At 65.2% G+C, this 25,794-nt stretch carries 22 protein-coding genes and 1 pseudogene; 8 read left to right on the plus strand and 15 right to left on the minus strand.

Annotation, left to right across the window (positions count from 1 at the left end; translation table 11 throughout):
* Positions 1 to 1,218, plus strand: a pseudogene (locus tag BLQ76_RS22570) (IS1182 family transposase); the annotation flags it as partial.
* Positions 1,219 to 1,499: 281 nt separating this feature from the next.
* Here BLQ76_RS22570 and BLQ76_RS17590 read toward each other — a convergent pair.
* The 4 genes from BLQ76_RS17590 to BLQ76_RS17610 all read right to left on the minus strand — a co-directional run bounded on the left by BLQ76_RS17590 (position 1,500) and on the right by BLQ76_RS17610 (position 6,338).
* On the minus strand, positions 1,500 to 1,958 hold the full coding sequence (locus BLQ76_RS17590; protein WP_090676079.1) for a MarR family winged helix-turn-helix transcriptional regulator: 459 nt from the start codon (positions 1,956 to 1,958) through the stop codon (positions 1,500 to 1,502).
* 749 nt (positions 1,959 to 2,707) lie between these two features.
* A complete protein-coding gene (locus tag BLQ76_RS17600) occupies positions 2,708 to 3,058 on the minus strand; it encodes a hypothetical protein (protein WP_090676083.1) in 351 nt (116 codons plus the stop codon).
* A complete protein-coding gene (gene ctaD / locus BLQ76_RS17605) occupies positions 3,055 to 5,637 on the minus strand; it encodes a cytochrome c oxidase subunit I (RefSeq protein WP_425285176.1) in 2,583 nt (860 codons plus the stop codon). The genes BLQ76_RS17600 and ctaD overlap by 4 nt, the downstream gene beginning before the upstream one ends.
* Positions 5,631 to 6,338 (minus strand): cytochrome c oxidase subunit II, encoded by a 708-nt coding sequence (locus BLQ76_RS17610; RefSeq protein WP_244519708.1) that lies wholly within the window; start codon positions 6,336 to 6,338, stop codon positions 5,631 to 5,633. Before BLQ76_RS17610 ends, ctaD begins: the two co-directional genes overlap by 7 nt.
* Positions 6,339 to 6,341: 3 nt before the next feature.
* Between BLQ76_RS17610 and BLQ76_RS17615 the strand changes: the two genes are divergently transcribed.
* Positions 6,342 to 6,842, plus strand: coding sequence for a DUF2231 domain-containing protein (locus tag BLQ76_RS17615; RefSeq protein ID WP_090676085.1), 501 nt, complete (start codon positions 6,342 to 6,344; stop codon positions 6,840 to 6,842).
* Here BLQ76_RS17615 and BLQ76_RS17620 read toward each other — a convergent pair.
* Complete coding sequence (locus BLQ76_RS17620) at positions 6,820 to 7,326, minus strand: CopD family protein (protein WP_170842638.1); 507 nt, start codon at positions 7,324 to 7,326, stop codon at positions 6,820 to 6,822. The two genes, BLQ76_RS17615 and BLQ76_RS17620, sit on opposite strands and share 23 nt — an antisense overlap.
* Positions 7,323 to 7,985, minus strand: coding sequence for a cytochrome c oxidase assembly protein (locus tag BLQ76_RS17625; protein WP_244519713.1), 663 nt, complete (start codon positions 7,983 to 7,985; stop codon positions 7,323 to 7,325). The genes BLQ76_RS17620 and BLQ76_RS17625 overlap by 4 nt, the downstream gene beginning before the upstream one ends.
* A 451-nt stretch (positions 7,986 to 8,436) precedes the next feature.
* Between BLQ76_RS17625 and BLQ76_RS17630 the strand changes: the two genes are divergently transcribed.
* Positions 8,437 to 9,522: an alpha/beta hydrolase gene (locus tag BLQ76_RS17630; RefSeq protein ID WP_090676091.1), complete on the plus strand. Its 1,086-nt coding sequence runs from the start codon at positions 8,437 to 8,439 to the stop codon at positions 9,520 to 9,522.
* Positions 9,523 to 9,636: 114 nt separating this feature from the next.
* On the plus strand, positions 9,637 to 10,725 hold the full coding sequence (locus BLQ76_RS17635) for a catalase family protein (RefSeq protein WP_090676093.1): 1,089 nt from the start codon (positions 9,637 to 9,639) through the stop codon (positions 10,723 to 10,725).
* A 455-nt stretch (positions 10,726 to 11,180) separates the two neighbouring features.
* Here the strand turns inward: BLQ76_RS17635 and BLQ76_RS17640 are convergent, their stop codons facing one another.
* The 3 genes from BLQ76_RS17640 to BLQ76_RS17650 all read right to left on the minus strand — a co-directional run bounded on the left by BLQ76_RS17640 (position 11,181) and on the right by BLQ76_RS17650 (position 14,760).
* Positions 11,181 to 12,344: a zinc-dependent alcohol dehydrogenase gene (locus BLQ76_RS17640; protein WP_090676095.1), complete on the minus strand. Its 1,164-nt coding sequence runs from the start codon at positions 12,342 to 12,344 to the stop codon at positions 11,181 to 11,183.
* Positions 12,345 to 12,355: 11 nt separating this feature from the next.
* Positions 12,356 to 12,865 (minus strand): SRPBCC family protein, encoded by a 510-nt coding sequence (locus BLQ76_RS17645; RefSeq protein WP_210184191.1) that lies wholly within the window; start codon positions 12,863 to 12,865, stop codon positions 12,356 to 12,358.
* 134 nt (positions 12,866 to 12,999) lie between these two features.
* Complete coding sequence (locus BLQ76_RS17650; protein ID WP_170842639.1) at positions 13,000 to 14,760, minus strand: PAS domain-containing protein; 1,761 nt, start codon at positions 14,758 to 14,760, stop codon at positions 13,000 to 13,002.
* Positions 14,761 to 14,978: 218 nt separating this feature from the next.
* On the opposite strand from BLQ76_RS17650, the gene BLQ76_RS17655 reads away from it, so the two are divergent.
* From BLQ76_RS17655 to BLQ76_RS17665, 3 genes are read left to right on the plus strand one after another with little or no spacing between them, the layout of a single operon-like run.
* Positions 14,979 to 15,974 (plus strand): zinc-dependent alcohol dehydrogenase, encoded by a 996-nt coding sequence (locus BLQ76_RS17655; protein ID WP_090676100.1) that lies wholly within the window; start codon positions 14,979 to 14,981, stop codon positions 15,972 to 15,974.
* Between the two features lie 12 nt (positions 15,975 to 15,986).
* Complete coding sequence (locus tag BLQ76_RS17660) at positions 15,987 to 16,574, plus strand: hypothetical protein (protein WP_090676102.1); 588 nt, start codon at positions 15,987 to 15,989, stop codon at positions 16,572 to 16,574.
* A 22-nt stretch (positions 16,575 to 16,596) separates the two neighbouring features.
* Positions 16,597 to 16,779, plus strand: a complete 183-nt coding sequence (locus BLQ76_RS17665; RefSeq protein WP_090676104.1) for a hypothetical protein — start codon at positions 16,597 to 16,599, stop codon at positions 16,777 to 16,779.
* Between the two features lie 43 nt (positions 16,780 to 16,822).
* Here BLQ76_RS17665 and BLQ76_RS17670 read toward each other — a convergent pair whose 3' ends face one another.
* Entirely contained in the window at positions 16,823 to 17,878 is a 1,056-nt protein-coding gene (locus BLQ76_RS17670) for a COG3904 family protein (protein ID WP_090676107.1), read from the minus strand.
* Positions 17,879 to 18,099: 221 nt separating this feature from the next.
* Here BLQ76_RS17670 and BLQ76_RS17675 point away from each other — a divergent pair, with 221 nt between their 5' ends.
* Complete coding sequence (locus BLQ76_RS17675; RefSeq protein WP_090676109.1) at positions 18,100 to 19,122, plus strand: 3'-5' exonuclease; 1,023 nt, start codon at positions 18,100 to 18,102, stop codon at positions 19,120 to 19,122.
* Positions 19,123 to 19,323: 201 nt separating this feature from the next.
* Here BLQ76_RS17675 and BLQ76_RS17680 read toward each other — a convergent pair whose 3' ends face one another.
* The 5 genes from BLQ76_RS17680 to BLQ76_RS22200 are packed head-to-tail and all read right to left on the minus strand — an operon-like array spanning position 19,324 to position 25,475.
* The gene (locus BLQ76_RS17680; protein ID WP_139184046.1) at positions 19,324 to 21,318 is read right to left on the minus strand and encodes a hypothetical protein; all 1,995 of its coding nucleotides are present in this window, start codon (positions 21,316 to 21,318) and stop codon (positions 19,324 to 19,326) included.
* Positions 21,315 to 21,578, minus strand: a complete 264-nt coding sequence (locus BLQ76_RS17685; RefSeq protein WP_090676114.1) for a hypothetical protein — start codon at positions 21,576 to 21,578, stop codon at positions 21,315 to 21,317. The genes BLQ76_RS17680 and BLQ76_RS17685 overlap by 4 nt, the downstream gene beginning before the upstream one ends.
* The gene (locus tag BLQ76_RS17690; protein ID WP_139184047.1) at positions 21,578 to 22,261 is read right to left on the minus strand and encodes an ATP-binding protein; all 684 of its coding nucleotides are present in this window, start codon (positions 22,259 to 22,261) and stop codon (positions 21,578 to 21,580) included. The genes BLQ76_RS17685 and BLQ76_RS17690 overlap by 1 nt, the downstream gene beginning before the upstream one ends.
* A gap of 35 nt (positions 22,262 to 22,296) precedes the next feature.
* The gene (locus BLQ76_RS17695; RefSeq protein WP_170842641.1) at positions 22,297 to 24,636 is read right to left on the minus strand and encodes a DDE-type integrase/transposase/recombinase; all 2,340 of its coding nucleotides are present in this window, start codon (positions 24,634 to 24,636) and stop codon (positions 22,297 to 22,299) included.
* On the minus strand, positions 24,633 to 25,475 hold the full coding sequence (locus BLQ76_RS22200; RefSeq protein WP_170842642.1) for a hypothetical protein: 843 nt from the start codon (positions 25,473 to 25,475) through the stop codon (positions 24,633 to 24,635). The genes BLQ76_RS17695 and BLQ76_RS22200 overlap by 4 nt, the downstream gene beginning before the upstream one ends.
* Between the last annotated feature and the right edge of the window lie 319 nt (positions 25,476 to 25,794).

Below are 25,794 nucleotides of genomic sequence, written 5' to 3' on the forward strand. Positions count from 1 at the left end.
AACCAGGTGCAGTCGAGCCGGCGCCTGGAACGCGAGGCGGGCCGCAACGTCGAGGTCATGTGGCTGACGGGCAAACTCGCTCCCGACTTCAAGACGATCGCCGACTTCCGGCGCAACAACGGCGACGCGGTCCGTGCCACATGCAGGCAGTTCGTTGTCCTTTGCCGGGAGGTCGGCCTGATCGCCAGCGGTACGGTGGCAGTGGACGGCAGCCGCTTCCGAGCCGTGAACACGCGCGACAGGAATTATACGCCCGGCGCGATCCAGCGGCGCATCGAACAGATCGAAGGGGGGATCGAGCGTTACCTCGCCCAGCTCGACACGGCGGACCGGTAGGAAGACGATGTCGCCGAGATGCGTACATCGCGTCTGAACGAGCGGATCGAGGCGCTCCGCCAGCAGATGCGCTCCCTTCAGGCGATGGCCAAGAATGTCGAGTTGGCACCCGACCGTCAGGTCTCGCTGACCGATCCCGATGCGCGGGCCATGGCCACGCACGGCAAGGGCACCGGCCTTGTCGGCTACAACGTCCAGGCCGCCGTCGATACGGACAGCCATATCGTCGTGGCGCACGAGGTCACCAACCTCGGCCACGACCGCACCCAGCTTGCCAACATGGGCCGCTAGGCGAAGGATGCGACCGGGGCGTCCAGCATTACCGTTCTGGCCGATCGAGGCTACTTCTCGGGCGAAGAGGTCCTCGCCTGTGAGGCACGGGACGTCGTTCCGATCTGTCCCAAGCCGTTCACATCGAGCGGGCGCAAGCTGGGATACTTCGTCAAAGAGGACTTCCGCTACGAAGCCGATCGCGATCTCTACGTCTGCCCGGCCGGCCATGAACTGACGCAGGCCAAGGCGCGGGCAGGCCGTGGAACGGACATTTACTCGTACCGGAACTCGCAAGCGTGCCAAGTCTGCACGCTACGGTCGCGATGCACGCCGGAGGCTGTCCGGCGCATCCGGCGCTGGGAGCATGAGCGCGTTCTGGATGCCATGCGGCATCGGCTCGACCGTATGCCCAACGCCATGCGCATCCGGCGACGAACGGTCGAGCACGTGTTCGGCACGATCAAGGACTGGATGGGCCGCAGCCACTTCAAGACGCGAAGATTGCCGAACGTCGGCACGGAAATGAGCCTCCACGTCCTCGCCTACAACATGAAGCGGGCCATCGCCCTCCTTGGGACGATAAGGCTCATGGCCGCCATGCGGGGCTGAAATCGGATCGGCTTTGCCACGCCACCGTCAGCCTCGTCGCAGACCCGTTTCCACACAGCCTCCACCCAAGCGAGCCAATCAACGCTAGCGAAGCGGACGCCCGGAAGCGTTCTGCCCGCTTCCGACCCTTCTTGGTCATTTATATCGCTTCGAATTAAACCCGGAAGCGGACACTCGTCCGACCGCGCTCGCCCCCGGCTACCTGCATATTGATGATAAGATCAGCCACATCCTGTTTCGCCTGCCGTTGTGCGACGGGATCGTGTGGTAGCCTCGAGGGGTCAGACCCGAACGCGGCTCAGCCGTTGGCTTGCCACCCGATCGAGGCTTCTCAGAAGCGCTAGAACCGCCACGCCATCGACGTCCCTGGCCAACTCCGCGTCCAGCGCAGCCCGGACACCGAGCGCCTGTTCTCGGATCTCGACCCCTTTGGGTAGGATGCGCACCGTCGACTTGCGCGCATCCGACGCGTGGGGCTCGCGTACGACGAACCCGTCTCGCTCCAGCCGCGTCAGCATCTTCGATATGGTGGAGGACCGAACCGAGGCGTTGGTTGCCAACTGGCTGACCGTGACCGTTCCGTCTTGCGGCAGGGCCAAGAGAACGTCGTCTTGCCCGACCTGAAGGCCGATCTCGGCCAGCTTCAGGCCGTGCAATGCTCGAAGGGCGCGCACGATGGAAAAGAGGGAAACGAGCAGGTCGCTGTCGTCAGCGAGAGCGATGGCAGGGGCTGTCGGCATACGGCTCGTCGCGCAGTTGGCCGATCAAGTTATTTGAGCGACCGGAAGAGGCACCAAAGCCCAACCGGAGGCTAATCCCGTAGCTCCGGCTGGGCCTGCCGATGGGACACTGGGAAGTAGACCGCCGGCCCCGCGCTCATGCCAGTCCGGTCGTGGCCAGGCAATGCAGCCAAACGACGTGAGAGCCCGACCACGATGGTCGTCCGTGAAGCCAGAATGATCTGGTCGTCGCATTGGCGATTGGATCGGAAGCGACTAGTTTGCCCGCCATGGAACAGGCAACGGCCGACGCACCACTACGGGAGCGACTGATCGTTCGCGAGGTTGCAGCACCCGGTCGAACGATCGTGTGCGATGTGTGCCTGGAGGCGGCGCCGATGACGGTCGATCTCTGCATCGCGGGCGGGTTCACCGCTTCGATCTGCGCCATGTGCGTAACGGTTGCGGCGCGGCGGTCGGACGGAGCGGACTGACCGGCCTCCAGCCGAGCACGCCCGTAGGCATTGAGAATGCGGACGCCCGGAAGCGGTTCATCCGCTATCGACCCTTTGTTGCCGTTGAACGAGTCGCATTCGATCTCCGAGAGCAGACACTCCCTATTTGCTCAGCGTCGCAAGCGAAGCTTGCAATTGCTGTATTGCTGCGCGAATGGCGTGCGTGGTCGTGGCGCTGCCATGACGAGCCTATCCCACCAGAACCTCCTTCCATTCCATGGAAAGGATCACATCATCAAACTCTGGATCAAAAACCTAAAGGCAGGTCGAGAGCGGCAAGAGGGGAGAGAAGTTCACGAAGGTGGCAAGTAACGCGACGATGTTGGCGACGACGGAGACTTTGGCAAGAAACGCTTCGGGATCTCCTTCCCGCTGGCGAGCGCGACGGCGCGCCCAGATGACGAGGGCTGCATTGAGGGCAAGATGTAGTGACCAGTTGGTCACCAGAGCCGCGCGTTGAAGGCTGATAGGCCCCAGCACCCGGTCCTCCCAGCCATAGGCGCAGCCAAGCGACAGCAGCGCATAGAGGCTGAGAAAGGCGGAGGCCCAGACGGTGAGGCCGGCGCAAAGGAGGAGAAGGTCGGCACCTGAGCCGCGTAGTGTCATAAGGGGAGGCCTGTGCGCAGCGGCGTCAACCAGGGCAGGACGTTGAGGAAGGCCAGCACAAACACGGACGAAAAGGCCGTGTAGTCATGCCAGAGCGACCCAATCGTGAGGTCGCCCACGCGGTCGCGCGCTACGAAGCCTTCCCGGCACCGCCAGAGCGAGAAGGCGGCGAGCACCGCCCCGATCGCGGAGTGGAGGGCGATGTAGGCGAGAAAGGCGAAGGTCACGGCGAGATAAGCATGAGTCGTCGGGTCTGGCACGTCGGCGACCAGCAGCCAGATAGCGAGCGCGCAGGCCAGCGCCTGGGCGCCGGCCGCAACTGCCATCGGCGGCAGTGCGGCCCCCGGCCCAGCGCGCCGTGCCCTCGCGATCGCGATGCGCAACAGGATGGCCGCAGCCGATACGGCGACTGCCACCCCCAGTGACTTGATGAGAGGCAGCGCGACCACAATAGGCGCTGGCCAGCCCGGCGCGACCAGCCAGAGGAACAGGGCGCCAAAGACAAGCGATGCCAGCATCGTGCCGTCGGCGACCAGCAGGAACAGGACGCCCCACCAGGTTGGCGGGCGGTCTACTTCGGCATGGGTGCGCAACCGAAGCCCACCGCCCGCATCGAGCTCCCCGAAGCTCTCGCGCTGGCCCGAAGACGGTGCCCAAGCCAGGAAGGACACGACGATCAGGCCGATCGCGAGCGGCGAGAACCAGTACTGCTTGAACAGGAGCGAGAGTACGAAGCTGCCGATGGCGAGCGCGCTCCAGAGCGGCAGGTAGGTCGGTCGGGGCAGGATCGCGATATGCCGGGGCTCTGCGGTCGCGGTGTCGACGACCAGGGTTTCCTGCCAGCCGTTGCGCGGCGCCGCGAGATAGCCGCGCCCGGCCGCAAGATCCTCGCGCAGCGTGGGTCGGTCGCGCAGCGGCGTGCGCGTCTCGACATGCGGCAGCGCCGCGAAGCCATAGGGTCGCGGCGGCGTCGCGGTGGCCCATTCCAGCGTCTCGGCGCCCCAGGGGTCCGGCTTGGTGGTGCGGCCGTAGCGGAACTGGAAGAGCATATCGATCGCGAACAGGGCGAAGCCCGCGGTCGTGATGAAACCGCCGACCGAGGAGACGAGGTTCGGGAGTTCCCACCCCACCCCTTCCAGGACGACCGCGAAGCGGCGCGGCATGCCGAGCAGCCCCGTCAGGTGCATGACGAGGAAGGTCAGGTTGAAGCCGACGAAGATCAGCCAGAAGGCGATCTTGCCGACGCCGTAGAGCGGCTCGCGGCCGGTGACGTGCGGCAGGTAGTAGTAGGCCGCCGCCAGCATTGGGAAGACGAAGCCTCCGACCAGGACGTAGTGGAGGTGCGCGACCACGAAGTGCGTGTCGTGGACCTGCCAGTCGAAGGGCACGACGGCAACCATGACGCCCGTCAGCCCGCCGCACACGAAGACCGTGAAGAAGCCGAACAGGTAGAGCATGGGCAGTGTCAGGCGCGGCCGCCCGGCCATCAGCGTGCCGATCCAGAGGAAGATCTGAACGCCGGTCGGAATGGCGACGAGCATGCTTGCGGCCGAGAAGAAGGCCTGCGCCAGATGGGGAATGCCCACCGCGAACATGTGGTGGACCCAAAGGCCGAAGGAGAGGAAGCCCGTCGCCGCGACCGAAACGACGATGGCCGAGTAGCCGTAGATCTCGCGCCGAGCGAGGACCGGGATCATCGTCGTGATAATGCCGGCGGCCGGCAGGAAGATGATGTAGACCTCCGGGTGACCGAACAGCCAGAAGAGGTGCTGCCACAGGAGCGCGTCGCCGCCGCGCGTCGGATCGAAGAAGGGCAGATCGAAGGCGCGCTCGGCTTCCAGCAGGACCGAACCGAGGATCAGCGGCGGGAAGCCGAGCAGCATCATGCCGGCCGTCACCAGGATGTACCAGGCAAAGAGCGGCATCTTGGACAGCGTCATGCCCGGCGCGCGGAAGCGCAGGATCGAAACCGTCAGCTCCACCGCCGCCGCCATGGCCGAGACCTCGACGAAGGTGACGCCGAGGAGCCAGACGTCGGCGTTGATGCCCGGCGAATGGGCTGAGGACGAGAGCGGCGTGTACATGAACCAGCCGCTGTCCGGCGCGTAGCCGGCGACCAGCGCCGCGATCAGGATCGAGCCGCCGAAGACGTAGCACCAGAAGCCGAGCGCCGTCATCCGCGGGAAGGCGAAGTCGCGCGCGCCCAGCATCTTGGGCAGCAGGTAGATCGCCAGCCCCTCGAACATCGGGATGGCGAAGAGGAACATCATCACCGTGCCGTGCATGGTGAAGATCTGGTTGTAGAGATCGGGCCCGACGAAGGCCGAGCGCGGTGAGGCGAGCTGCGCGCGGATCAGCATGGCGAGGACGCCGCCGATCGCGAAGAAGCCGAAGGCCGCGATCATGAAGCGGCGCCCGAGAACGGTGTGGTTCACCGCCGACAGGCGCCCCCAGCCTAGCGGCGTCGACCAGATGCGCTCGAGCTCCCGCTGGGCCGGCGTGAGCGCGGGCGGCAGCGTCACACCGACGTCGCCCGCCATGTTGCCGGGCGCGCGCCGCAGCGCGATGTCGCCTACCATGTCCCCTCCTGCGCGAGCCGCACCCCGCCGGCCGTCGCGGCATCCAGCGCCGCTGGGTATGCCTCCGCCGCGTGCGCCATCGCCGTGAACCGCATGTCGGTGTGGCCGACCCCGCAGAATTCCGAGCAGACCCCGCCGAACGTGCCGGGCCGGTCGGCAAGGATGCGGATTGTGTTCACGTGACCCGGGATGGCGTCGATCTTGCCCGCGAGCCGCGGCACCCAGAACGAGTGGATGACGTCGCCGCCGACCACGCGGATGTCGATCGGGCGGCCGGCCGGCAGGTGCAGCACATCCTCGGTCTCGCGCCCGTCGGGGTAGCGAAAGTGCCAGCGCCATTGCTCGGGCCGAGCCTCGATGGCAAGAACATCCTCTCCCCGGTGGGGCAGGAGACGCTCGCCGGTCGCCAGCGCGAAGACGAGGAGCGCGGCGAGCACGGAGCCCGTGAAGACCAGCCCGCCCCAGACAAGCCAGACGCGCTGCGGAATGCGCGCGCCGAGACCCGGCTTCCATAGCGCCAGAAGGACGAGCGCGGTGACGAGGAGCAGGATCAGGGTCGCGCCCGAAAACATCACGATTCCGAGCGTCGCCGTGGCTGCGGCGGACGGTCCGGCCGGGTCGAGGACCGACAGGTTGCCGGCGCAGCCGTACAGCCCACATGCGATGAAGAAGAGCAGAGCCCCCCGGCCCGAACAGGACACCGCATGAGCGATACCGCGACTTCCAAGAGCCCGATCATCGCCGCCGTCACGGAAAAGGACGTCAGCTCCGCGGTGGCGATCGCCGGACATCCAATCCATGCCATGGCGGTGCATTTTCCGATCGCGCTCGCGGTCGCGACGCTCGGGGCCGACGTCTTCTACTGGTGGAGCGCCGATCCGTTCTGGGAGCGTGCCGGTCTCTGGGCGGCGGGCTTCGCCTTCGCGACCGCGGTCGGGGCCTCGCTGGTCGGGACCATGGAGCTTCTGATGGTGCCGGGCATCCGCGCGCGTGCGGCGAGCTGGACGCACGCCATCGCCGCCATGATGTTCGTCTCGATCGTCGGGCTGAACTGGGGCGTGCGGCTCGCGGTGCCCAATGCGGTTCTGCCGCTCGGCCTCGTGCTCTCGGCGCTCGGCGCGGTGTTCACGGGTCTGGCGGGCTGGCACGGCGGAAAGCTGATCCTCCATCATGGCGTCGGCATCATGGTGTCAGACCAGGAATGAACCGCACCGCCAGCGCTTGGAGCCCGCCGGGCTCGGTGAGCGCGGTGGGCAGGCCGTCGAGCGCGATCTCGGGCTTGTCGAGAACGACGTAGAAGATCGCGCCCATGACGAGGGAAAGCACGCCGAGGCTAAGGCCGACGCGCCAGGGCGCAAAGCGCTGGCCCTCGTTGAAGACCGAAAGCACCAGCAACCCGGTCCAGACATGCAGCGCAACCAGGATGCCGACGAAGAGGAGCTTCACCGCAAACCACGCCGTGAACACCTCGCGCGCGAAGGTCAACGCAATGCCGGAGCCGATCGCCACGAAGGCGGCAGGTGAGATGACGGTGATGTAGGCGAAGCGCGAAAGGGCGTGGAGACGGTGGAGCGCGTTGCCCTCTCCCGCCGCCTCGCGCTGGCCGAGCAACACCGGCATTAGGAGAATGCCGCCGGCCCAGATCGACAGGGCGGTGACGTGGAGGAGCTTCAGCCAGACGACGATCAAGCCCGACCCACCGTCTTCGCGCCGCCCGCCTCCGCGAGCCCAAGAAGGCAGACGAGAGCCGCGACGAGGTTCGGAACGATGGCAGGCACCCACATGATCAGCCCTGCCAACTGCTGGTCCTCGAGCGGCGTGAGACCGTAGAGTTCTGTCGTTAGGAGGTGCGGCATGTAGAGCGGAACCGGCGCGAAGGTGATCAACGCGCCTAGGAGCCCCATCAGGGAGATCAGCACCACGTGGCCGATCGAGCTGCGCAACTGGACGCCGGGCGTCAGAAGCTCGCGCCAGACGAGAACGGCTGTTCCCAGTAGGCTCGCCTGCATCACCCAGTAGAGACCGTCGCTGCCGAGAGCCCAGGCATACGGAACGGGTGCATGCCAGAACCAGACGGCGACGACATGTGCGAGGATGGCAAGCGTCAGCGGAGTTCCAGTCGTCCGAAAGTGAGCGGGGAAAGCGACGGCTAGAAGCGGTGCGGCAGCCGAGATCAAGAGAAGGTGATGAGTGACGCGTGCGGAGAACAACGCCGAGGACAGCGCGCAGAGCGGTGACACGAAGGCGACCGTCAGGAGGGCGAGAGCCCCGAGATAGGAGTTCCGACGGAACCGGTCACGGCGCAAGGCAGGGTGCAGAAGGCCACCGATGAGAACGCCGCTGAGCATCGTCACAACAATGGGATCGAAATTCCAGGCCAGGAGAAGGTCATTCGGTCGCGGGGCCTCTCCGCAATAGGGTACACCTGAAGCCATCCCAGTTTGTTTTCCTCATCCCCGATACAAGGCCGACGAAAGCCTCGTTTCCGTCCCTTTCCGACCTATTGCCGACTTTCGGTCAGGCAAGGGATCGTTCGTAGAGGTGACGACAAGTCGGTATCACCGGGTGTATTCGGCGAGATGCACCCCACTCGTTGATTTCGCGATCAAGTGACAGCGCCGGTCAACCGTCGAGGTGGACGCCCGGGAGCGGTCCATTCGCTATGGACCCAACTCAGACCTCCAGCGCCACTGCGCACAAGCTCCAAAGCGGCCACCACCTACGGGATCATCCAGACGATCGCTCGGAACATCCGCCAGCTTCGTGGCTTAGGAAACTATCTCGTACAAAGGATCTTCCATGAAGCCCGTATCCTCACTGGCCGTGGCCTTGGCCGCCGCAACCGTTCTGTCGTCCGCAGCCCTCGCGCAGACGGCGACCCCAACGCCCGCACCAGTGACGGAGACGGCGCAGCCTGCGATGGCGCAGCCCGCGCCTGAGATGAAGGCCGTCCTCGACAAGCTGACCGAACTCGGCGCCAAGCCGATCGGCACCCAGTCCGTCGAAGAAACGCGCAAAGGCCCGACCCCAGCCGACGCTGCCATAGCCGTCATGAAGGACAAGGGCATCCAGCCCGATGCTACTGTCGCGGCGGTGAAGACCAAGGACATGATGATCCCGGGTGCGGCGGGCGAGATCCCGATCCGGATCTACACACCCGAGGGCACGGGCCCCTTCCCGATCGTCGTCTACTTCCATGGGGGCGGCTGGGTGATCGCCGACATCGACACCTACGATGCCTCGGCCCGCGGTATCGCGGCCGGAGCCAAGGCCATCGTCGTCTCGGCCGACTACCGTCATGCGCCCGAGCACAAGTTCCCGGCCGCGCACGAAGATGCGAACGCGGCCTATAAGTGGGTCGTCGAGAACTCCGGCTCGTTCAACGGCGATGCCACGAAGATCGCGCTCGTCGGCGAGAGCGCCGGCGGCAACTTGGCGGCCAACGTCGCCATCGCAGCCCGCGACCAGAAGCTGACCGCGCCGCTCGCGGAGGTGCTCGTCTACCCCGTTGCCGGCAAGGACATGACGACGCCGTCCTATGTCGAGAACGCCAATGCCATGCCGCTGTCGAAGCAGGCGATGGAGTGGTTCGTCTCGAACGTCTTCGTGAGCAAGGACCAAGCGGCCGACCCGCGCCTCGACCTCGTCAACCGGACCGATCTGGCGGGCCTGCCGCCGACCACGATCATCAACGCCCAGATTGATCCGTTGCGCTCGGAAGGCGAGATGCTGGCCGAGAAGATGAAGGCGGCAGGCGTCACAACGCAGCAGAAGACCTATGACGGGGTGACCCACGAGTTCTTCGGCATGGCCGCGGTTGTCCCGCAGGCCAAGGAGGCGACGGACATGGCGGTCGCCACACTGACGAAGGCGTTCGGGGACTAGCCAGAGGCGCTTGTAGCAAGACGAGCCGCTTGTGCCTGTTTGGTGCGAGCGGCTCGCCCTTGTCACTCTTGCACCTCGCGCACTGCCACGGTGTGACATTCCGGAGATGAAGCGATGAACCGTACACCCTTGCCGTACAGCCCCGACATCGAGCAGCCGAGCGAGGACGAGCAGAAGACGATCGACGGTATTATCCAGGGCATGACCCAGCAGTCCGAGACGGTGGAGAGGCGCGAGCACCATGCCGTACGCGCCAGCCATGCGAAGTCGACGGCCCTTGCCGTCGGAACGCTGGAGATCCCAAAGGGGCTTCCAACGGAATTGGCGCAGGGATTGTTCGCGCGCCCCGGCATTCATCCCGTCGCGGTCCGCTTCGCGCAAGGACCCGGCGAGCGGCTCGGCGACCGTGTGTCCACCCATCGTGGCATGTCGATCAAGGTCTTCGACGTGCCAGGTGTGAAGCTGCCAGGCCATACAACGGACACGCAGGATTTCGTGCTGGCCAGCGGCACGACCTTTCCGTCCGGGACGGCGGAAGGTTTCTTGCGCGACGGCACGGTGATCGGCAAGACCACGGGGTTGCCGGAAGGCGCCAAGAGCGCGGTTGCCTCGCTGGCCCGCAACTTCAACCGCGTGCTGCATGCCTTCGGCACCGAAAGCCCGAAGGCGGACTTCTTCGGCCACCCCTTCTCGCACCCGCTCGCCGAACCCTACTACAGCCAGGCTCCGATCCGCTTCGGCGATTACGTCGCCAAGCTCGGCGCCTTCCCCGCCTCGCCGGCGCAAGACGCCCTACAGGACTGGCGGCTCGACCCAAAGGAGGACGAGGACGGCTTCCGCCACGCCACCGTCGACCACTTCCGGACCAACGAGGTCGTGTTCGAGCTGCGAGTTCAGCTTTGGCGCGACGTAGACAGCCAGCCTATCGAGGATGCTTCAGTTGAATGGTCGGAGGACACAAGCCCCTTCGTCACGGTGGCGAGGATACGCCTGCCAGCGCAGGACGCTTACAGCGCCACACGCCAGCGGTACTTCGACGAGGCGATGACCTTCCGTCCGGCTCACAGTCTCGCAGCACACCGGCCGCTCGGCTCGGTGATGCGGGCCCGGCTCCAGGTGTACCAGGCGCTGTCCGAGTTCCGGCACAGCGAGAATGGCATCCCGGAAGAGAGCCCGGCGACGATCGAGGCGGTCCCCGCCTAACGGTACGAAGCGGGTTGGGTGACAGGTCGGATGCTAGCCTGTCCGCCTCTTTTTCTCTCACCCACGCGTGGCGGTCTCGGCATGTGGAGCGGTTGGGCTGACGATGTTGTGGGACGTAGCCTTCGCTGAAACTACCCCAAGGCTGAGTAGGTGCCAAATGAACTGACGCCCGGGATGCGGGCATTCCTCAACCACAACTGATCCTGTCCGCTTTCGCTTTATGACGTCCAAAAGCGGACAGGCAGGAAACCACCCAGTCGAGCCGGTCGGCGCCTACAAAGCGGACGCCCGGAAGCGGTCCATCCGCTATCGACCCTTCACAGCCATTCACGTCGCTTTGGGAACTCCCCAAAAGCGGACATCGCTGCGGACCTAGATATCTTGGGGCGATCGGACTGGAGGCTACTCGATCGTCCTCATGAGCGTCATCTCAACGAACTTCGATCAGTCCCCGCCTACTGCACGAACACCGCCCGCAGGCACCTATCGTCCTTGTGCTTGAACATGCGATAGCCCGTCGGCGCGTCCTCCAGGGAGAAGTGATGCGTCGCAAGCGCGGCCGGTGTCAGCTCACCTCTCTGCGCGTGCTCCAATAAGCGCGGAACATAGGCCTGGCCGTGCTGCTGGGCGGTTCGGACGGTGACGCCCTTGTTCATCAACAGGCCGAGCGGGAACTTGTCCATCACGCCGTAGACCCCCAGAATCGAGAGCGTTCCGCCCTTGCGCACGGCCAGCATCGCCTGCCTGAGTGCTGCTCCACGATCGGTTTCGAGATAGAGGGCTTGCTTGACCCGATCGTAGGCATGCTGGAGCCCGGTGCCGCCCGCCTCCATTCCGACGGCATCGATACAGGCATCCGGTCCGCGTCCGCCCGTCATCTCGTTCAACGCCTCGACGACATCGACCTTGGTATAATCGAGTGGGACCGCGCCGAATGCTTCCGCCTGCGCTAAGCGCTCGGGGTATCGATCGATGGCAATGACGCGTTCGGCGCCGAGGATCATGGCACTCTGCTGGGCCATCAGGCCGACCCCGCCGCAGCCCCAGACGGCGATCACATCGCCCCGATGGATGTTGCAAAAGTCTGCACCCATGAAGCCGGTGGGCGCCGCGTCCGAGATGAAGAGCGCCGCCTCGTCGGCAACGCCGTCCGGTACCTTGAAGCAGTCGGTATCGGCGAAGGGCACGCGCACATATTCGGCATGCGCGCCGGCATAACCGCCGAAGGCATGGGAATAGGCGTAGATGCCAGCCGTGGGATAGCCGAGCATCGGTTCCTGCAATTCGGGCTTCGGATGGGTCGTGTCGCAGAGCGAGTAGAGGTTGTGCTGGCAGTACCAGCACTGGCCGCAGGAGATGAAGGACGGGACGACGACCCGGTCACCCTTCCTTACCTTGGTGATGCTGCGGCCGACATCGACGATCTCGCCCATGAACTCGTGACCGAGGACATCGCCCGCCCGCATCGTCGGGATGAGGCCGTCGATGAGGTGAAGGTCTGAGCCGCAGGTCGTGGAGAGCCGGACCTTGAGGATCACGTCGCTAGGGTTGAGAATTTGGGGGTCGGCCACGGTCTCGACGCGAAGGTCGTTGACGCCGTTCCAGCAAAGCGCGCGCATGGGCGTTTCTCCTAGCGGTCCGCGCCGCCGCTGCGGGCGGCAGGCTGAGGTTCGGTGGTGGGGATTTCGCCGGTCAGCGCGAGCGCGCGGAACCTGTAGAGAGCGGTGCGCACGATCTCGCGCGGCGCGATGTGGAAAAGCTTGGCTATCGCCTCTCCGATGGCTCCTCCCGGCGGATCGAACCGCACGTCGAGGTGCAGTTCCGTTCCCCGATCGCCCGGGGCGGGCCGGAAACGCAGCGCGCCGACATTCGGCACGTCGGCCCCTTCCTCGCTGGCCCAGCGAACCGTCGCCGGTCCATCATCGACGACTGCGGTCCGCCAGCGATACTCGCCGCCCGCAGGCCCGCGCGCGACCCATTCCGCGGTCCGATCGCCCGTAGGCGTCACTTCCGCGAAGTGGCCCCATATCCGGGACTGAGTATCCAGTTGTAGCCAAAGCGATCGCAGGTCAGCGGCAGGCTTACCTATTGTGATGGCAGCAGCGGTCGCCGTGTCTGCTTCGGCCTCAGTGGTGCTCATGGTCCACCTCATACCCTTGTTCGGTCCCATCGTGGCCCGAAGGGGCTCCGCTCAGCGGTGCCATTGCTCGCCCCGATCCCGTTTCAGGGTCTTCAGTAGCGGCGGCCCAGCGACCGCCGGCACCCGTAGGATCCCTAGGTAGACCTCCGCATCGCCCGGCTCTCGTCCGGCGACGGCGCGATGCCGGCGGCAAGGGCGATCTGGAGGAGCTCGGTTAGGCTTCCCGCATCGAGGCGGTTCATGACCTGGGCGCGGTGGAGTTCCACGGTGCGCGGACTGATGCCGAGCTTCAGTCCGATGATTTTGTTTGTCCCGCCGTCTATGAGGCCGCCCAAGACCTCGCGTTCCCGGGGCGTCAGACGGGCGATGCGGGCGGCAGCGCCCTCGTCCCGGGCCGGCGCGCGCGTCGCGCCCTGACATTCGGCGAGTGCGTTCGCGAGCGCCGTCGGAAGTGATGTCTCGTCGTCGGTGATGATGTAGTCCAAAGCCCCGGCCTTCATGGCGGCGACGGCCGTGGTGACGTCGGCCTCGGCGGCGTCGAGCGCGATCGTGGGCAAGGTGATCGACCGCGCCTTGAGTTCGCGCGGGACCGACAGACCGGCGTCCCGTCCCGACCGCAGATCGACGATGACGGAGCCCGGTGCCAGCACCGCGGCCATGTCGAGAAAGGCAGAGGCGCTCTCGAAGATCCGCGCCCGGAAGCCCAGCCCGCGAACCACGTTGGCGAGCTTGCGCGCCTCGCCCGGCTCGCCGCTGACGACGTAGACATGGCGAAGATCCTCGCGCGTCAGGTCTTCGACGATCCCTCCGATCCGCGCCACGGCGCCGCCATCGTCCAAGATCGGAAAACTCGTATCCCGTAGCCAGCGGATCGCGCCGTCGCCGGGGCGGACAAGTCGATACTCGAACTGCGTCACCTCGCCTGCGGCCACGGAGGCGAGAGCATGCTCGACCTGTTGCTGATCGTCGGGGTGGACGTCCTTGATCCAGTCGGAAAGGTCGTTCGCCGCGTCTTCGGCGCGGATACCCCAGATCCGCTCGAACGCTGCACTTCGATAGATGATCCTCTGCGCCTTGGGGTCTCCGATCCAGATCAGGTTACTACTGTTGGCCGCGAAGCCTCGGAACTGCGCTTCGCTCGTGCGGATCGCGGCCTCGGCACGGCGCTGGCTTGTTACATCTATCGCGGCGCCGATGAATCCGACCGGGCGACCATCGGCGAACGTCGTCCGCCCGGCGGTCACGATATGGCGCGTCACGCCGTCGTCGCGGCCGACGACGCAATATTCAATGCTGTAGCGTCCGTCGCCGGCCGGATCGGCACAGGCGGCAATCGCCTCGCGCACGCGAGGAAGATCGTCCGGGTGGATGCCCGCCTCGTAGACGCCGATATCGACGGGAGCGTCGGCCGACAGCCCCCACATCGCACGAAGGCGCTCGTCCCAGTCGAGCGCGCCGGTCACCGGGTCCCATGAATAAATCCCGATACCGACGAGCTCGGTCGCAGCCCTGAGCCGCGCCTCGCTGCGCCGCAGGGCCTCCTCCATGGCGCGTCGCTCGCTGGTATCGCGGGACACGCCGACGACAAGCTCAACCGTCCCGTCCTCGCCCCGGACCGGCGCCCAGAGATAGTCAAAGTAGGCGGCGTGACCGCTGGGGGTTCGGTAGAAGACTTCGTCCTCGACCGTAACGCCATCCGCAAAGATCCGGTCTATATGACCGTTGAGAAGCCGGGCGAGATCGGCGGGATAGCCAAGGTCCAAGAAGGTCTTGCCCAGCATCTCCGACGACGAAAGACCGAAGAGGCCGAGCATCGCCGGGTTGGCATAGGCGAAGCGTCGCTGCCGGTCGAAGGCGTACACGTAGTCCGGAATCGCTGAGAGGTTCGCCTCCAAGAAGCGGGCTCGGTTCGCTCGCGCCGCATCGGCAGCGCGCTTTCGATCGCTTGAAGCCTCCATAGAACGAAGAGCCCCCGTCCTGACGTCGCCCTGCCCAAAGGTCGGCGAGACGAAGGCGATTGGATGCGCCCTCGGAATGTTCCCTAGGTATCGTCCGAATGCCGCGTGGTGAGAGGTCGATTTACGTAGACGTATCGTCAACCGAGGAGACCGGCATGAGAGCGCTCGTCTGGCACGGCAAGGAGGACATCCGTTGCGATACGGTGTCCGACCCCGAGGTCGAGGATCCCCGCGATGCCATCATCAAGGTCACGAGTTGCGCGATCTGCGGCTCCGACCTCCATCTCTTCCACAACCTCGTTCCCGCGATGCTGCCCGGCGACATCATGGGCCATGAGACGATGGGCGAAGTCGTGGAGGTCGGTAGTGAGGCGAAGGGCAAGCTCAAGAAGGGCGACCGCGTCGTCATCCCCTTCACCATCCAGTGCGGCGAGTGCGACCAGTGCCGCAAAGGCAATTTCTCGGTCTGCCAGCGGACCAACCGCAAGGCGAACTTTGGAGACGCGGCCTTCGGTCACCGGACGGCGGGACTCTTCGGCTACACGCACCTCACCGGCGGCTATCCCGGCGGTCAGGCCGAATATCTCCGCGTGCCCTTCGCCGACACGACGCATGTGAAGGTGCCGGACGGCATCGACGACGAGAAGCTCCTCTTCCTCTCGGACATCCTGCCGACCGGCTGGCAGGCGGCCGTCCAGGCGGACATCCAGCCCGGCGATACGGTCGCGATCTGGGGCTGCGGACCCGTCGGCCAGATGGCGATCCGCTCGGCCATTCTTCTGGGCGCCGAGCAGATCGTCGCCATCGACCGGGCCAAGCAGATGCTGATGGCGGAGAACGACCGCCCGCATGTCCTGCGCGAGATGATCTACGTTTGCCGTCCCGCCGGCACCATCTCGATCATCGGCGTCTATCTCGGCCTCGTCGACAAGATCCCGATGGGCCAAGCGATGAACAAGGGCCTGACCTTCCGCATGGCGCAGGCGCATGTCCCGCGCTGGACGGGCGATCTCCTGCGCCGGATCGAGGACGGCCAGATCGACCCGTCCTTCGTGATCACCCACAAGGCCGATCTCTCTCAAGGACCGGAGATGTACGCCAAGTTCCGCGACAAAGCGGACGGCTGCATCAAGGTCATGCTCCAGCCGTGAAGGAAGCCCATCATGCCGCTCACCAATCTTTCCGGCATTGCGCGCTCCGAGGGTGATCCCCGCGTTCAGCGCAAGGGCCCAAGCTCTATGTCGAGCGCTGACAAGCTAGCGCGCGCGCTCGGCTGGTTCTCGATCGGGCTCGGCTTCGTCGAGCTCGTGGCGCCCGGGCGCATCGCCCGCACGCTGGGTCTGGAAGGCCGCGAGCATCTGATCCGGGCCTATGGCGCCCGCGAACTGGCCAGCGCGATCCCGACCCTTTCCATCGACAAGCCCATCGGGTTGGCGGCACGGATCGCCGGAGACGCGCTCGACCTCGGCACGCTCTCCACGGCGCTCCATCGCGGCAACCCGAAGCGGGATAACGCGATGATCGCCACCGCCCTCGTCGTCGGAATCACGCTTCTCGACCTCCAGGCCTACGCGGGCGTTAGGGCGGCGCACCGCCGCCCGCCCGGCTCCAACCGCGACTACTCAGACAGGGCCGGCCTGCCGAAGGGGGTGCAGGCATCCCGCGGCCTCGCCCGCAAGGACTTCAAGATCCCGCTGGACTATCATGCCGGAGGTACGGTCGCTGAGGCGCTGGCCGCGAAAACCTCCTGAACGAGGCGTAAGGAGGAGGCCGATGTCGGCAACGTTCGAACAGGTCGCAGGCGCGGCGCTCATCCTCGTGTTCCTCGCCGATGTCTTTATGACCGTGCTCTATGCCAGGGCCGGCACCGGGCTGCTCGCGCCCTACTGGAACCGCGCCGTCTGGGCCGTCTTCCGCATCCCCAACCACCAACCCGTAATACGTCCGCTTTTGTAACGTGCCATCGAAAAGCAGACCGACTGGAAACCACCCGAATAGGTCACCAGAGCGGCGCGTCGCGGTCGTATCCGGCAAGCGCGTTGCGCGACGTGGTAACCGCGCTGCCCGACACCCCGTCGACGACGCTCGTCCAGATCGTCGTGAAGTCCGTCACCGCGTAGCGGGCGTCGTAGTAGAACCCCGCACCCCGATCGACGCCCACACGCCAAGCGCCGACCTTCGGCGCCCGCGTGTCGATCGGTTGCCCGGCCAAGAGGTCGATGGCGCTCGACGCCGTTAATCCCAGCAGTGCCTTCCGGATGGCCGGATCGTTCATGTCATTCGGGAACTTGTCGTCGAGAAACCGCGTGCGGAACGCGTTGAGGTCAGCCATCGGCTCGGGCTCGCCGCCGACCCGCCCGTCGATGCCGACCGGGTCGAGGGGACTGAGCATCTCCGAGACGGCCAGTCGGCATGCATTCCGGGCCCATCCCTTGCGCGGCTTGATGGCTTCGCCCGCCAGCCGGATGCCGAGCCCAGCGATCTCCCGCGGTGTGTCGATGGACTCGACCCGTTCCGGAGGCGTCGTCAGGAGATGGGACAGAAGGCCGACATCGACCGTACCCATCCGTGTCGCGTACTCGATCAGGATGGCGTTGATGACCCTCGCCTCGCTCAGCGTCTCGTCGACGACGCGGACCTGGTCGCCACCGGTGAAGAACCCGTGGTACCCAAGCAGGGCACCGGGCTCGAGGTTACGGGACACCGCGTCCGATGTGACCCCGCTCGCCTGTCCGCCGAGAAAGGCGACCGCGCACGCGCTGGCGCATGTCTCGCCCCGTCGCACCAGCGTCGGCACCCCTGCTTCGCGGACCGCCATGCCGATGCGCATGCCCTCCATCAGGTTGCCGCCGGGCGAGTCGAGCGCGACCGTCACCCAAAGGTGGTTCATCTCGTCGCGTTCGAGGCGGCCGAGGAAGGACCGCAGCCGCTCAGCGTCGCCCTGCCCGATCGGTCCGGCGGCCCGCACTGTGTCACCGTCCAGCGAGAAGGTCATCGCCGAAGCAGGCGCAGTTGCCAGGAAAGCGGTGGCGAGGAGGACTCGGATCGAGCGCATGGGTGGCCCTGAACGAAGGAGCCGAGGCTAGCATCACCGGGAGGCGCCGCAAGGGTGGCGGGCGCACGGTTATGCACAGCGGGTGGATGCCCGGGGGATAGCTCAGGACCGACGGATTGCGTGCCTGCCGGCCCGCCAACCATAGTGTGGGCCATGGAGCCCATCCGTCCGCAACTCGATCTTCGCGACCTGCGTCCGGTCCGTCCCGGAAGGGATGCTTGATGGGAAGGACTTCGCCGACGAACTCTGAACGGCAGGCCGACCTCTTCGCTGCTTTCCCGGCCAACGATGACAGCGCGCTTCTCGCGACCGTCAGATCGAACGCCAGAGGGCGATCCGTACAGGCCGCGCACCCGACGCGTCCGTCCGAGGACGACATGGCGAGGCAGCTCGAGGAAACGGGGCGCTACCGCGTGCTTCGGCAACTGGTGCCTCGGCCCGTGGTGCCAACACCGTCCCCGTGGCCGCGGGACCTGAAGCTCGGCATCATTCTTGATACGGAGACGACGGGTCTCGACCATGCGACGCACGAGGTCATCGAGATCGGCATGGTCGCCTTCACCTACGACGACGGAAGGATCCATGACGTCGTTGGCGTATTCTCCGGCCTGCGCGAGCCGAAGCAGCCGATCACGCCCGACATCACCCGGATCACGGGCATCACGAACGAGATGGTTCGGGGACAGGTCCTGGACCTCGACGCCGTCGAGCGCCTCGTCGAGCCGGCGGATCTCGTGATCGCTCACAACGCGAAGTTCGACCGGCCGTTCTGCGAGAAGCTGGCGCGCGGGTTCGACGTGAAGCCGTGGGCCTGTTCGGTGTCCGAAGTCGACTGGACGGCGCTCGGCTTCGAGGGAACCAAGCTTGGCTACCTCGTCGGACAGGCTGGCCACTTCCACAACGGCCACCGCGCCGTCGACGACTGCCACGCACTGCTGGAGGTGCTCGCCGGCGCCTCGCGGGTCGCCGGCGTTCCCGCCCCCTTCTCCCAGTTGGTAGCGTCCGCCGGACGCACACGTTTGCGGATACACGCGCTCGGCTCGCCCTTTCACACGAAGGACGTCCTGAAGGCGCGCGGCTATCGCTGGTCGGACGGCTCGGGCGGCCAAGCAAAGGCTTGGTGGCGGGACATCGATGAGGACGCCTTTGACGACGAGGACACGTTTCTTCGCGACGAGATCTATGGCGGCTTCACAGGAGCGCACGTCCAACGGTTGACGGCTTGCGAGCGGTTCAAGGTTTGAAGCGGTGCGACATCCGAGGCGAGGCGATCACGCTGGATCGAGACCAGCCGTACAACACCCTGATCGTCACAGTTGCCCGGCACCCCCTGTCTGGTGTTGGAAAATTGGGAGACAAACCTGCGTATCGTAGATTCGTCGTAACGGTTTGAACCCGACGTCCCAGGTGGGAAATGAGCGTGCTCGTCAGAAAATTGCGGGCCGCTAGTCGGCCGCATGTGATGCGGTTCGGTCGGCAGTGTTCCGGTCGGCTGCCAGCACGCACGTGACGGTCTCCCTCTCCCACAGCAGCTTGCCGCGAGACCCGAACTCATGGCAGGGCGCGATGCCGCGCGATTGGAGATAGCCAGGGACATCGCGCAACCGCAGGCCGCGAGTCCGCGCGCCATCCATCATGTGAACCTCGGTTGTCAAAGCGAAGCGACGCGAGAAGGTCTCGAGACCCGACAGGGTCAGGGGCGGAGCCAGCAGGCCCGCCGCGACGAGCTCCGAGACGGTGACGGCGGACGCATGCAGCAGAGCCGCTGCCTCCCCTTGGGTCAGCCCGACCTCGCGCGTTCGAGAATGTCGGACATTGATGTTGGCCGGGGCGAGCGACGCGGATACGAGCAGTCCAGACAGGATGCCCCCATCGGTGCCTTGCCACGCCTCGATGTCCCCGCACAGGACGGCGCTGGCGATCGAAATAAGAGGCTGGCCGAGTTCACGCCGGAATGCGTCGGCCGCCGCGCCGAGCGTGACCGTGTCGGCTGTCGGGATCCCAGCCATGACGAGCGCCGAAAGGGCTGTCTCGGCGGCCTGGACGCTAGCTCCGGTGTAGAAGGTCCCCTTCCCCAGAAGCAGCACTCCCGGACCGCGCGCCGCCGTCACGTGACCGTGGCGGGACAGGAGCTCGACCTCCCAAGTTGGTACGCCCCAACGGGCACCGAGATCGCTTGCCGATTGGAGGTCGCGCGCCTCCTCGACGATCGTCCGGACGTTTTCCAAAGGTAGCAGGACGGGAGCTTTCGATGCCCCCGGCGCCCGAACCACGCCTGCCCGAGGGTCGGCAGCCAAATCCGCCCAACGCCGACGGTTGAAACCGAAGCGTTTGTGGGCTTCCTGCATCGTCACGAGGTCGGAACGGTGACGGTTCTCCGACCTCCGGACCAACCCCGGCTCGAAGGCGGACGCCGCCATATTGGCGCGTACCGCCGTTTGCACCAAGTAACGGATTTCCTTTGACAGGTTGGGATCCACGGACAAGTCGGTGATCGGTCCGAGTTCTTTTGCCACGCCGAAATAGAGGGGACGATCGACGCGCGCGGCGCGCAGGCGTTCGCCGAGGTCGTGAAAGGAGGACGGCCACCCTAGCGCCACTCGACCCGCTTCGGCCAGGACGTCGGGGCCAACCGAGGAGAACTCCGCGTGCGACTTCGCTCGCCAGGACGATGACCTTCCAGCGTTGGCGGCGACGATAGTGCAAGCGACCGCGTAGACGAACTCGAACATATCCCCCGGCTCGACGGACCCGAACGGGGAGCCGGCAGGCAGGAAGCGACGCGCATCCTGCAAGGGGTCGAGCAACGCGGCCGCGAAGTCGAGCGCTTCCTCGTCGCCAACCTCCACCAAAGGTTGGGTGAGATCCCTCAAATCTACCGCGCCAATCGGCATCCCGTATCGATCCGACGTCAGGCAACAGTCGCAGTACTCGATCCCTAGCGTGGTGCGGAAGGTCAAGCGATGCCCGCAGCCGGGGCACTCCTCGAGCAGTCGCTCACGCGTGGACGGATCGAAACCGAGCAGCTTGACCGACCAAACGGCCCGGCCGTGGGGGGACGCCCGCAGAGCCCGTGGCGACACGCGGCGGTAGCGCACCTCCCGGTGGACCCTGCGGAGAGGCGTGCCGAAGAAGTCGTGCCAACCCGTCCTGGCGGGTACGGAACGATAGGCAAGGCGTTCGATCTCTTCCACGCCGCCGACGATGCCGAGCGCCCTTGCCAGCATGCTCTCCCGCCCGATGACGCTCGTCCCTGCGCTTGCTGGCACCCCCCAACCCGGATCGGCGATGCGCATGACGTCGACGACATTCCGGTAGCCGTTCACGGCGGCGGCCCGTTGCAGCAGTTCCGGTATGCCCTCCCCTGGGATGGGCTGCACCGGAATGACCAGGGCCGGAACGCTGGTCGCCGACGGTAGGGATTCTGGAAGGGCGTTCACTTGAGGATGGCCCGCCGGACACCGTCCCGGAACGGATTGTAGTCGATGTGACCCTTTGGTATCGCCCACTCATCGGTGGCTTGCGAGAGGTCGTCGCGGTTGACCATTGTCCCTTTGCGCTCAAGGGACCTCTCGGCACCTGCCTCGACCAACCTCGACGCCATTCCGAGCCTCCCGCCGGCGACTTCGAACACGCAAGCGGGGATGTCGCCGCTTAGAAAGTTCGAACGCTCCGGAAACAGCCCGTGTTCGCGCAGCATCAATCCGACCTTGCCGAGGTAGTCTTTGAAAATTTGTATTCCGAGGCGATTTCCAGCCGAAGGCGTCCGTAGTTGATCTCGTTGACACACCGCGCGGCGAGCTGCTCGTCGTTGAAGAGGTGATGACGGGCTTCGGTCTTTCCGACGAACAGTATGGGAACCAAGCCACGGATCATCATCAGTTTGAGCGTGTTGGTCGCGCTGGTCTCGAACTGGTTGCTGCTGCTTGCCCTCGTCCCTTGACGAAGAGCGGTGAGCGAGAGGTGCTGGATCTCGTCGACGACCAAAAGCTCTGTTCTGCATCCCTTCAACAGGACATACGCCTGCCGCATCAGCAACGGCGTACTGCTGCCTGCGGAGTACTTCGCGCCCAACACGTCCAGTATGTCGCAGGCAAGGGATTTGGGCGTGGCTTTATCGGTCAGCGTCACGTGGAGCACGCGCTTCTGCAACGTGGCCGCTTTGACGCGATTGAGCCCATCTCCCTTGAGTTCACCGGCCGCGATGACATCGTCGAGGACCTTGGTCTCGATGTAGTGCTTGACCGCGGTGGACTTGCCAGATTGCGTATCGGCAAACAGGGACGCACACCCCTGCTCGGAATGAGGGGTTCGGCGCCTGCACTCGCGCAGGTCGGACATCACCCCCGCGACGTCGTGCAACCGGGGATGCTGGATCCGCATTGTCCTGAACGCAGGCCATATGTCGGCCCTGGTTGTCACGAAGCTCTTTCCCGTGCCAACTCGAGTTCGAGACGTTCCAGTTCGGCCAGTGAGTCCAGACTTTCCTCAGTGACTTGGACGGGCGCCTTGAGAGGCTTGGAAGACGGCGTCTCGCCGGCGCTCATGGGTCCTCCGGCAGGCGCTGTCGGTTTCGCCCCGCTCGCCTGCTTCGCCGCCGCCTTATTCCGGTTTCGGGTCGCCACAGCCTTCGTCGTGGCCTTCTTGCCCCCTCGCCTTGCGTCCTTCGGTGGGATCCGGTCATCCTCGCGCTCGAAGGCCGGCAACGCGTTCGGGACGGAGCCATCGCCGAAGCCGGAGGGGCTGGGCTCCTCGGTCGCCATCACCACGACGTCACCCAAGCCGAGGTTGGCGTTCTCGCGGTGCAGGGTGGCCACCGCTTGGCGCCGGCCGCGCGAACGAGCCCCGGCGGTCTTCAACCTGGGTCCGAGCGTCGCCATGTAGGCCGTACGGGCCGCAAGTGCCTCTTCGTTCGAGTGGAAGGCGAGGTTCTGCTGCTTCACGAACGATTTTAATTTTCCGGCGTAGCTGTAACTGAGGCCATGGTAAGCTGCCTGCCAGTTAGGGAAGCGTTCAGAGATTCGGCGCCGCGGATCCCACGCTTCGACTTCGGAACAGTCGTTGTCATCCGCAACGATGACAATCTTAGCGGTTCCCGTGCTCAGCGGTCCCTTCCTCTGAGCTCGCGAGGAGGCGAAGCGCAGGACGCTGTCAAGCATCCTGCTCGTCGTTGCTTGGTCGTGGAAGCGATGGCCCCGGAAGTAGATCCCCTCTGCGGTCAGCGTAACCCGATGGGTCCGGCCGAACATCTTGTCGAGCGACTTCGGGTCGTCGATGGTGGGACGCTTGCGGTTCGGACCCTTCATCCACTTGCGTGCGGGGGCCATTCCGATGCCGCTGTGCGGTTCGACGTGGTATATCGTGACGATGGCGCCCCACATGTCGTCCGCCATGGCTTCGATGTTGCGGTCAGCGGCCTCGCGCGGCTTGATGCCCATTTTTGACATCGTCCGGCCGTCGTGGGGGATGCCGCCTGGCAGCCGATGCCAAACGTGCTGGTTCAACGTTGAGATCGCGCGTTCGACGTAGGGTTTGTAAGTCGGTGTCTTGACTGAAGCCCAATGGACGTCGATGCCTGCGGCCTCGCATATGGCCTTGAACGAAATACCGACGTTCTGCCATGCCCGGTCGACGATGATCTCGGCCGGCTTGCCCCATCCGTCGGTTGCGCCCTTGTGTGGTCCCCAACGACTCTCCAAAAAAGTCTTTCGCCGGACTACCTGCCGCAGGCATTCCATGACGGTTATCAAGGAGAGGCCGTCGTAGGTCAGCACCGCGCCCAGTATCATGCGCGAGTACAGGTCGATGGCGAGCGTTAGGGTCGGGCGTGCCGTATTAACGACGTTGCCGTCGGCGTCCGTGAACAGTGCCAAGGCGTCCACCTCCGTGTCGTCAATGAGGACATATTGGAGGATGCGCTCTGCGACCATGCCCCGGCCACGGCCTCGGAACCGGGCGTCGGCGCTCTTCTTTCCGTACTTTGATTTGTAGTTCTCGTAGTTCTCGCTGTCGTTGACCCATTTGTGGAGGATCGAGCGTTTGGGACTTTTCGGTATTGCCTCGAACTCACGCTCGCACGCTTCTCGGAGCCTTTTTGCTCCTGTCATGAACTTGTTGACCGCGTCGCCCTTCCTGACGCCCCTCGCGGACCAATAGTGCGCGATCATGGCGTCCCGCAACTCGAGTATGCGCCGGTCCCAGCGCTCGGTCTTGCCCTTCGTTCCTCGGGTCAGGAATGGACCGAGCGGCCGGTTTCCGGGGGTGCCATAGTTCTCGAGCGCCCGCTTGAGCGCGCTCGGCGATGGGCACCAGTCGAAGCCTGCCTCGGTTGCCGCTACGCGGTGTTCCGCGATGAGGTTGCGAAGATCGACTCGGCCATGGGTCAGGCCCGGGGTTTCATCATGGCGCATGCAGAAGAAGCGAAGCGTCCTCGCATTGGACAGCCTCTGCCGCATCGCCTGCCTGTGGGCTTTCTCGATCGGTTTTATCCCGACCTCTTCCGGGTCCGCGAAGAAAGCCGGATCGAGGTCATGGTCGACGCCGTCACCATCGAGAAGCCGAGTGACGCGCACGAGCAGCCCTTCGGAGCGGTCCCGTTCGTACTCGTCCGCAGACATAGTCCGTTTGCCGCTGCCGTCCGCCTTCCGGAATTCGAGTTTCCCGTCGAACTGGAAGCGCGTGAACTCAAGGGCAACCTGCCGGTCCGCCGTCCCGTAAAGGAAGATTTGTCCCGCATCGACGTCGGGTTGGCTCGTCATCGGCCCCGGTCCAGGATGGCCTTCCCGTCGTTGATCAGACGGACGGGGCTCTCCCCCGACCACTCGCCGGCCAATCCGATCGATAGGACCCGGCGAACGGTCAGCGCCGCGACCTTGCATTGTGCTGCGGCGCCGCCGCCGAGGGCCTTCGCAACGACGTCCACGGTCGCCACGGCGCCTGCCCGACCGACGGCTTCACGGGCCGCGATGACGTCTGCCATTCGGATCGAGGTGAAGCGATCCATGAGGACGTCGCGGATCGGAGCCATGTCGACGCAGTCGAGGTCCTTGGACTTGAGAATGGTGACGAACGTCATTCCGACCCGCTCGTAGACTTGGGCGGCAAGGTCAAGCTTCTCGGCGTAGTCTCGATTCGCTAGCCTCGGGTCCCGATCCTCCTTGACCTCTATCACCATCGTTCGCGTCGCAGCGGGACCCATAGGTGGGACCCAGTTGAGGGCCGCGGTGGCGAATGGCATCCCTGAAACAATGCTGTGCTCGAATGCCCTGTCGACGACTAGCATCAGGTCCGGGAAGTAGACGAGGGGCCGGGACGAGCCCCTGACTGTCATTTCCAGCCGGTGGGGCTGCGACAGCAGGCTGTGGACGGCACCGCAGAACTCCGCGAGCTGCATGACGGGTTTTTCACAGTCTCGCGACTCCCAAGGCATCGCCCTTGCTTTGGCTTTCAGAGAGACGAACGTGCCCGTTGGCTTGCCGCCGCCAGTGGTTTGGATGGTCCGGAGCGGGCCGCCCGTCGTGGACGACACGATCCGGGCGAACACCCTGCGGAGATCGACCGGGTCATCTACGTCCGCCCGGGATCTGGGCTCGTTCACGTGACACTTTTGGCAATAGGGTGTCTCGCGGGAACGGGACGGTTGCCGCATATGACAGGGATCATAGGACTCATGAGGTAAGGGTCGGACACCATAGACCTCGCCTGATTCGAACGGTAAGCTTCGAAAGGACGCCAATTCGGTGCGGCATCTCCTCCGAGGTGCCTTTCGGTAATGTTATAACTTCAATTTTGGGCCCCGCAAGAAGGGAATCCCAAATTTTGTCGTCCGGCTGGAGGTAGCCTGTAGTGGACCCCTTTCCTCAAATCTCCGATAGGATGGCACGGGGTTCGAGCATCGATGGGATCCTCGCGGAGCT

The organism is Aureimonas jatrophae, from assembly GCF_900104035.1.
Lineage (GTDB): Bacteria > Pseudomonadota > Alphaproteobacteria > Rhizobiales > Rhizobiaceae > Aureimonas > Aureimonas jatrophae.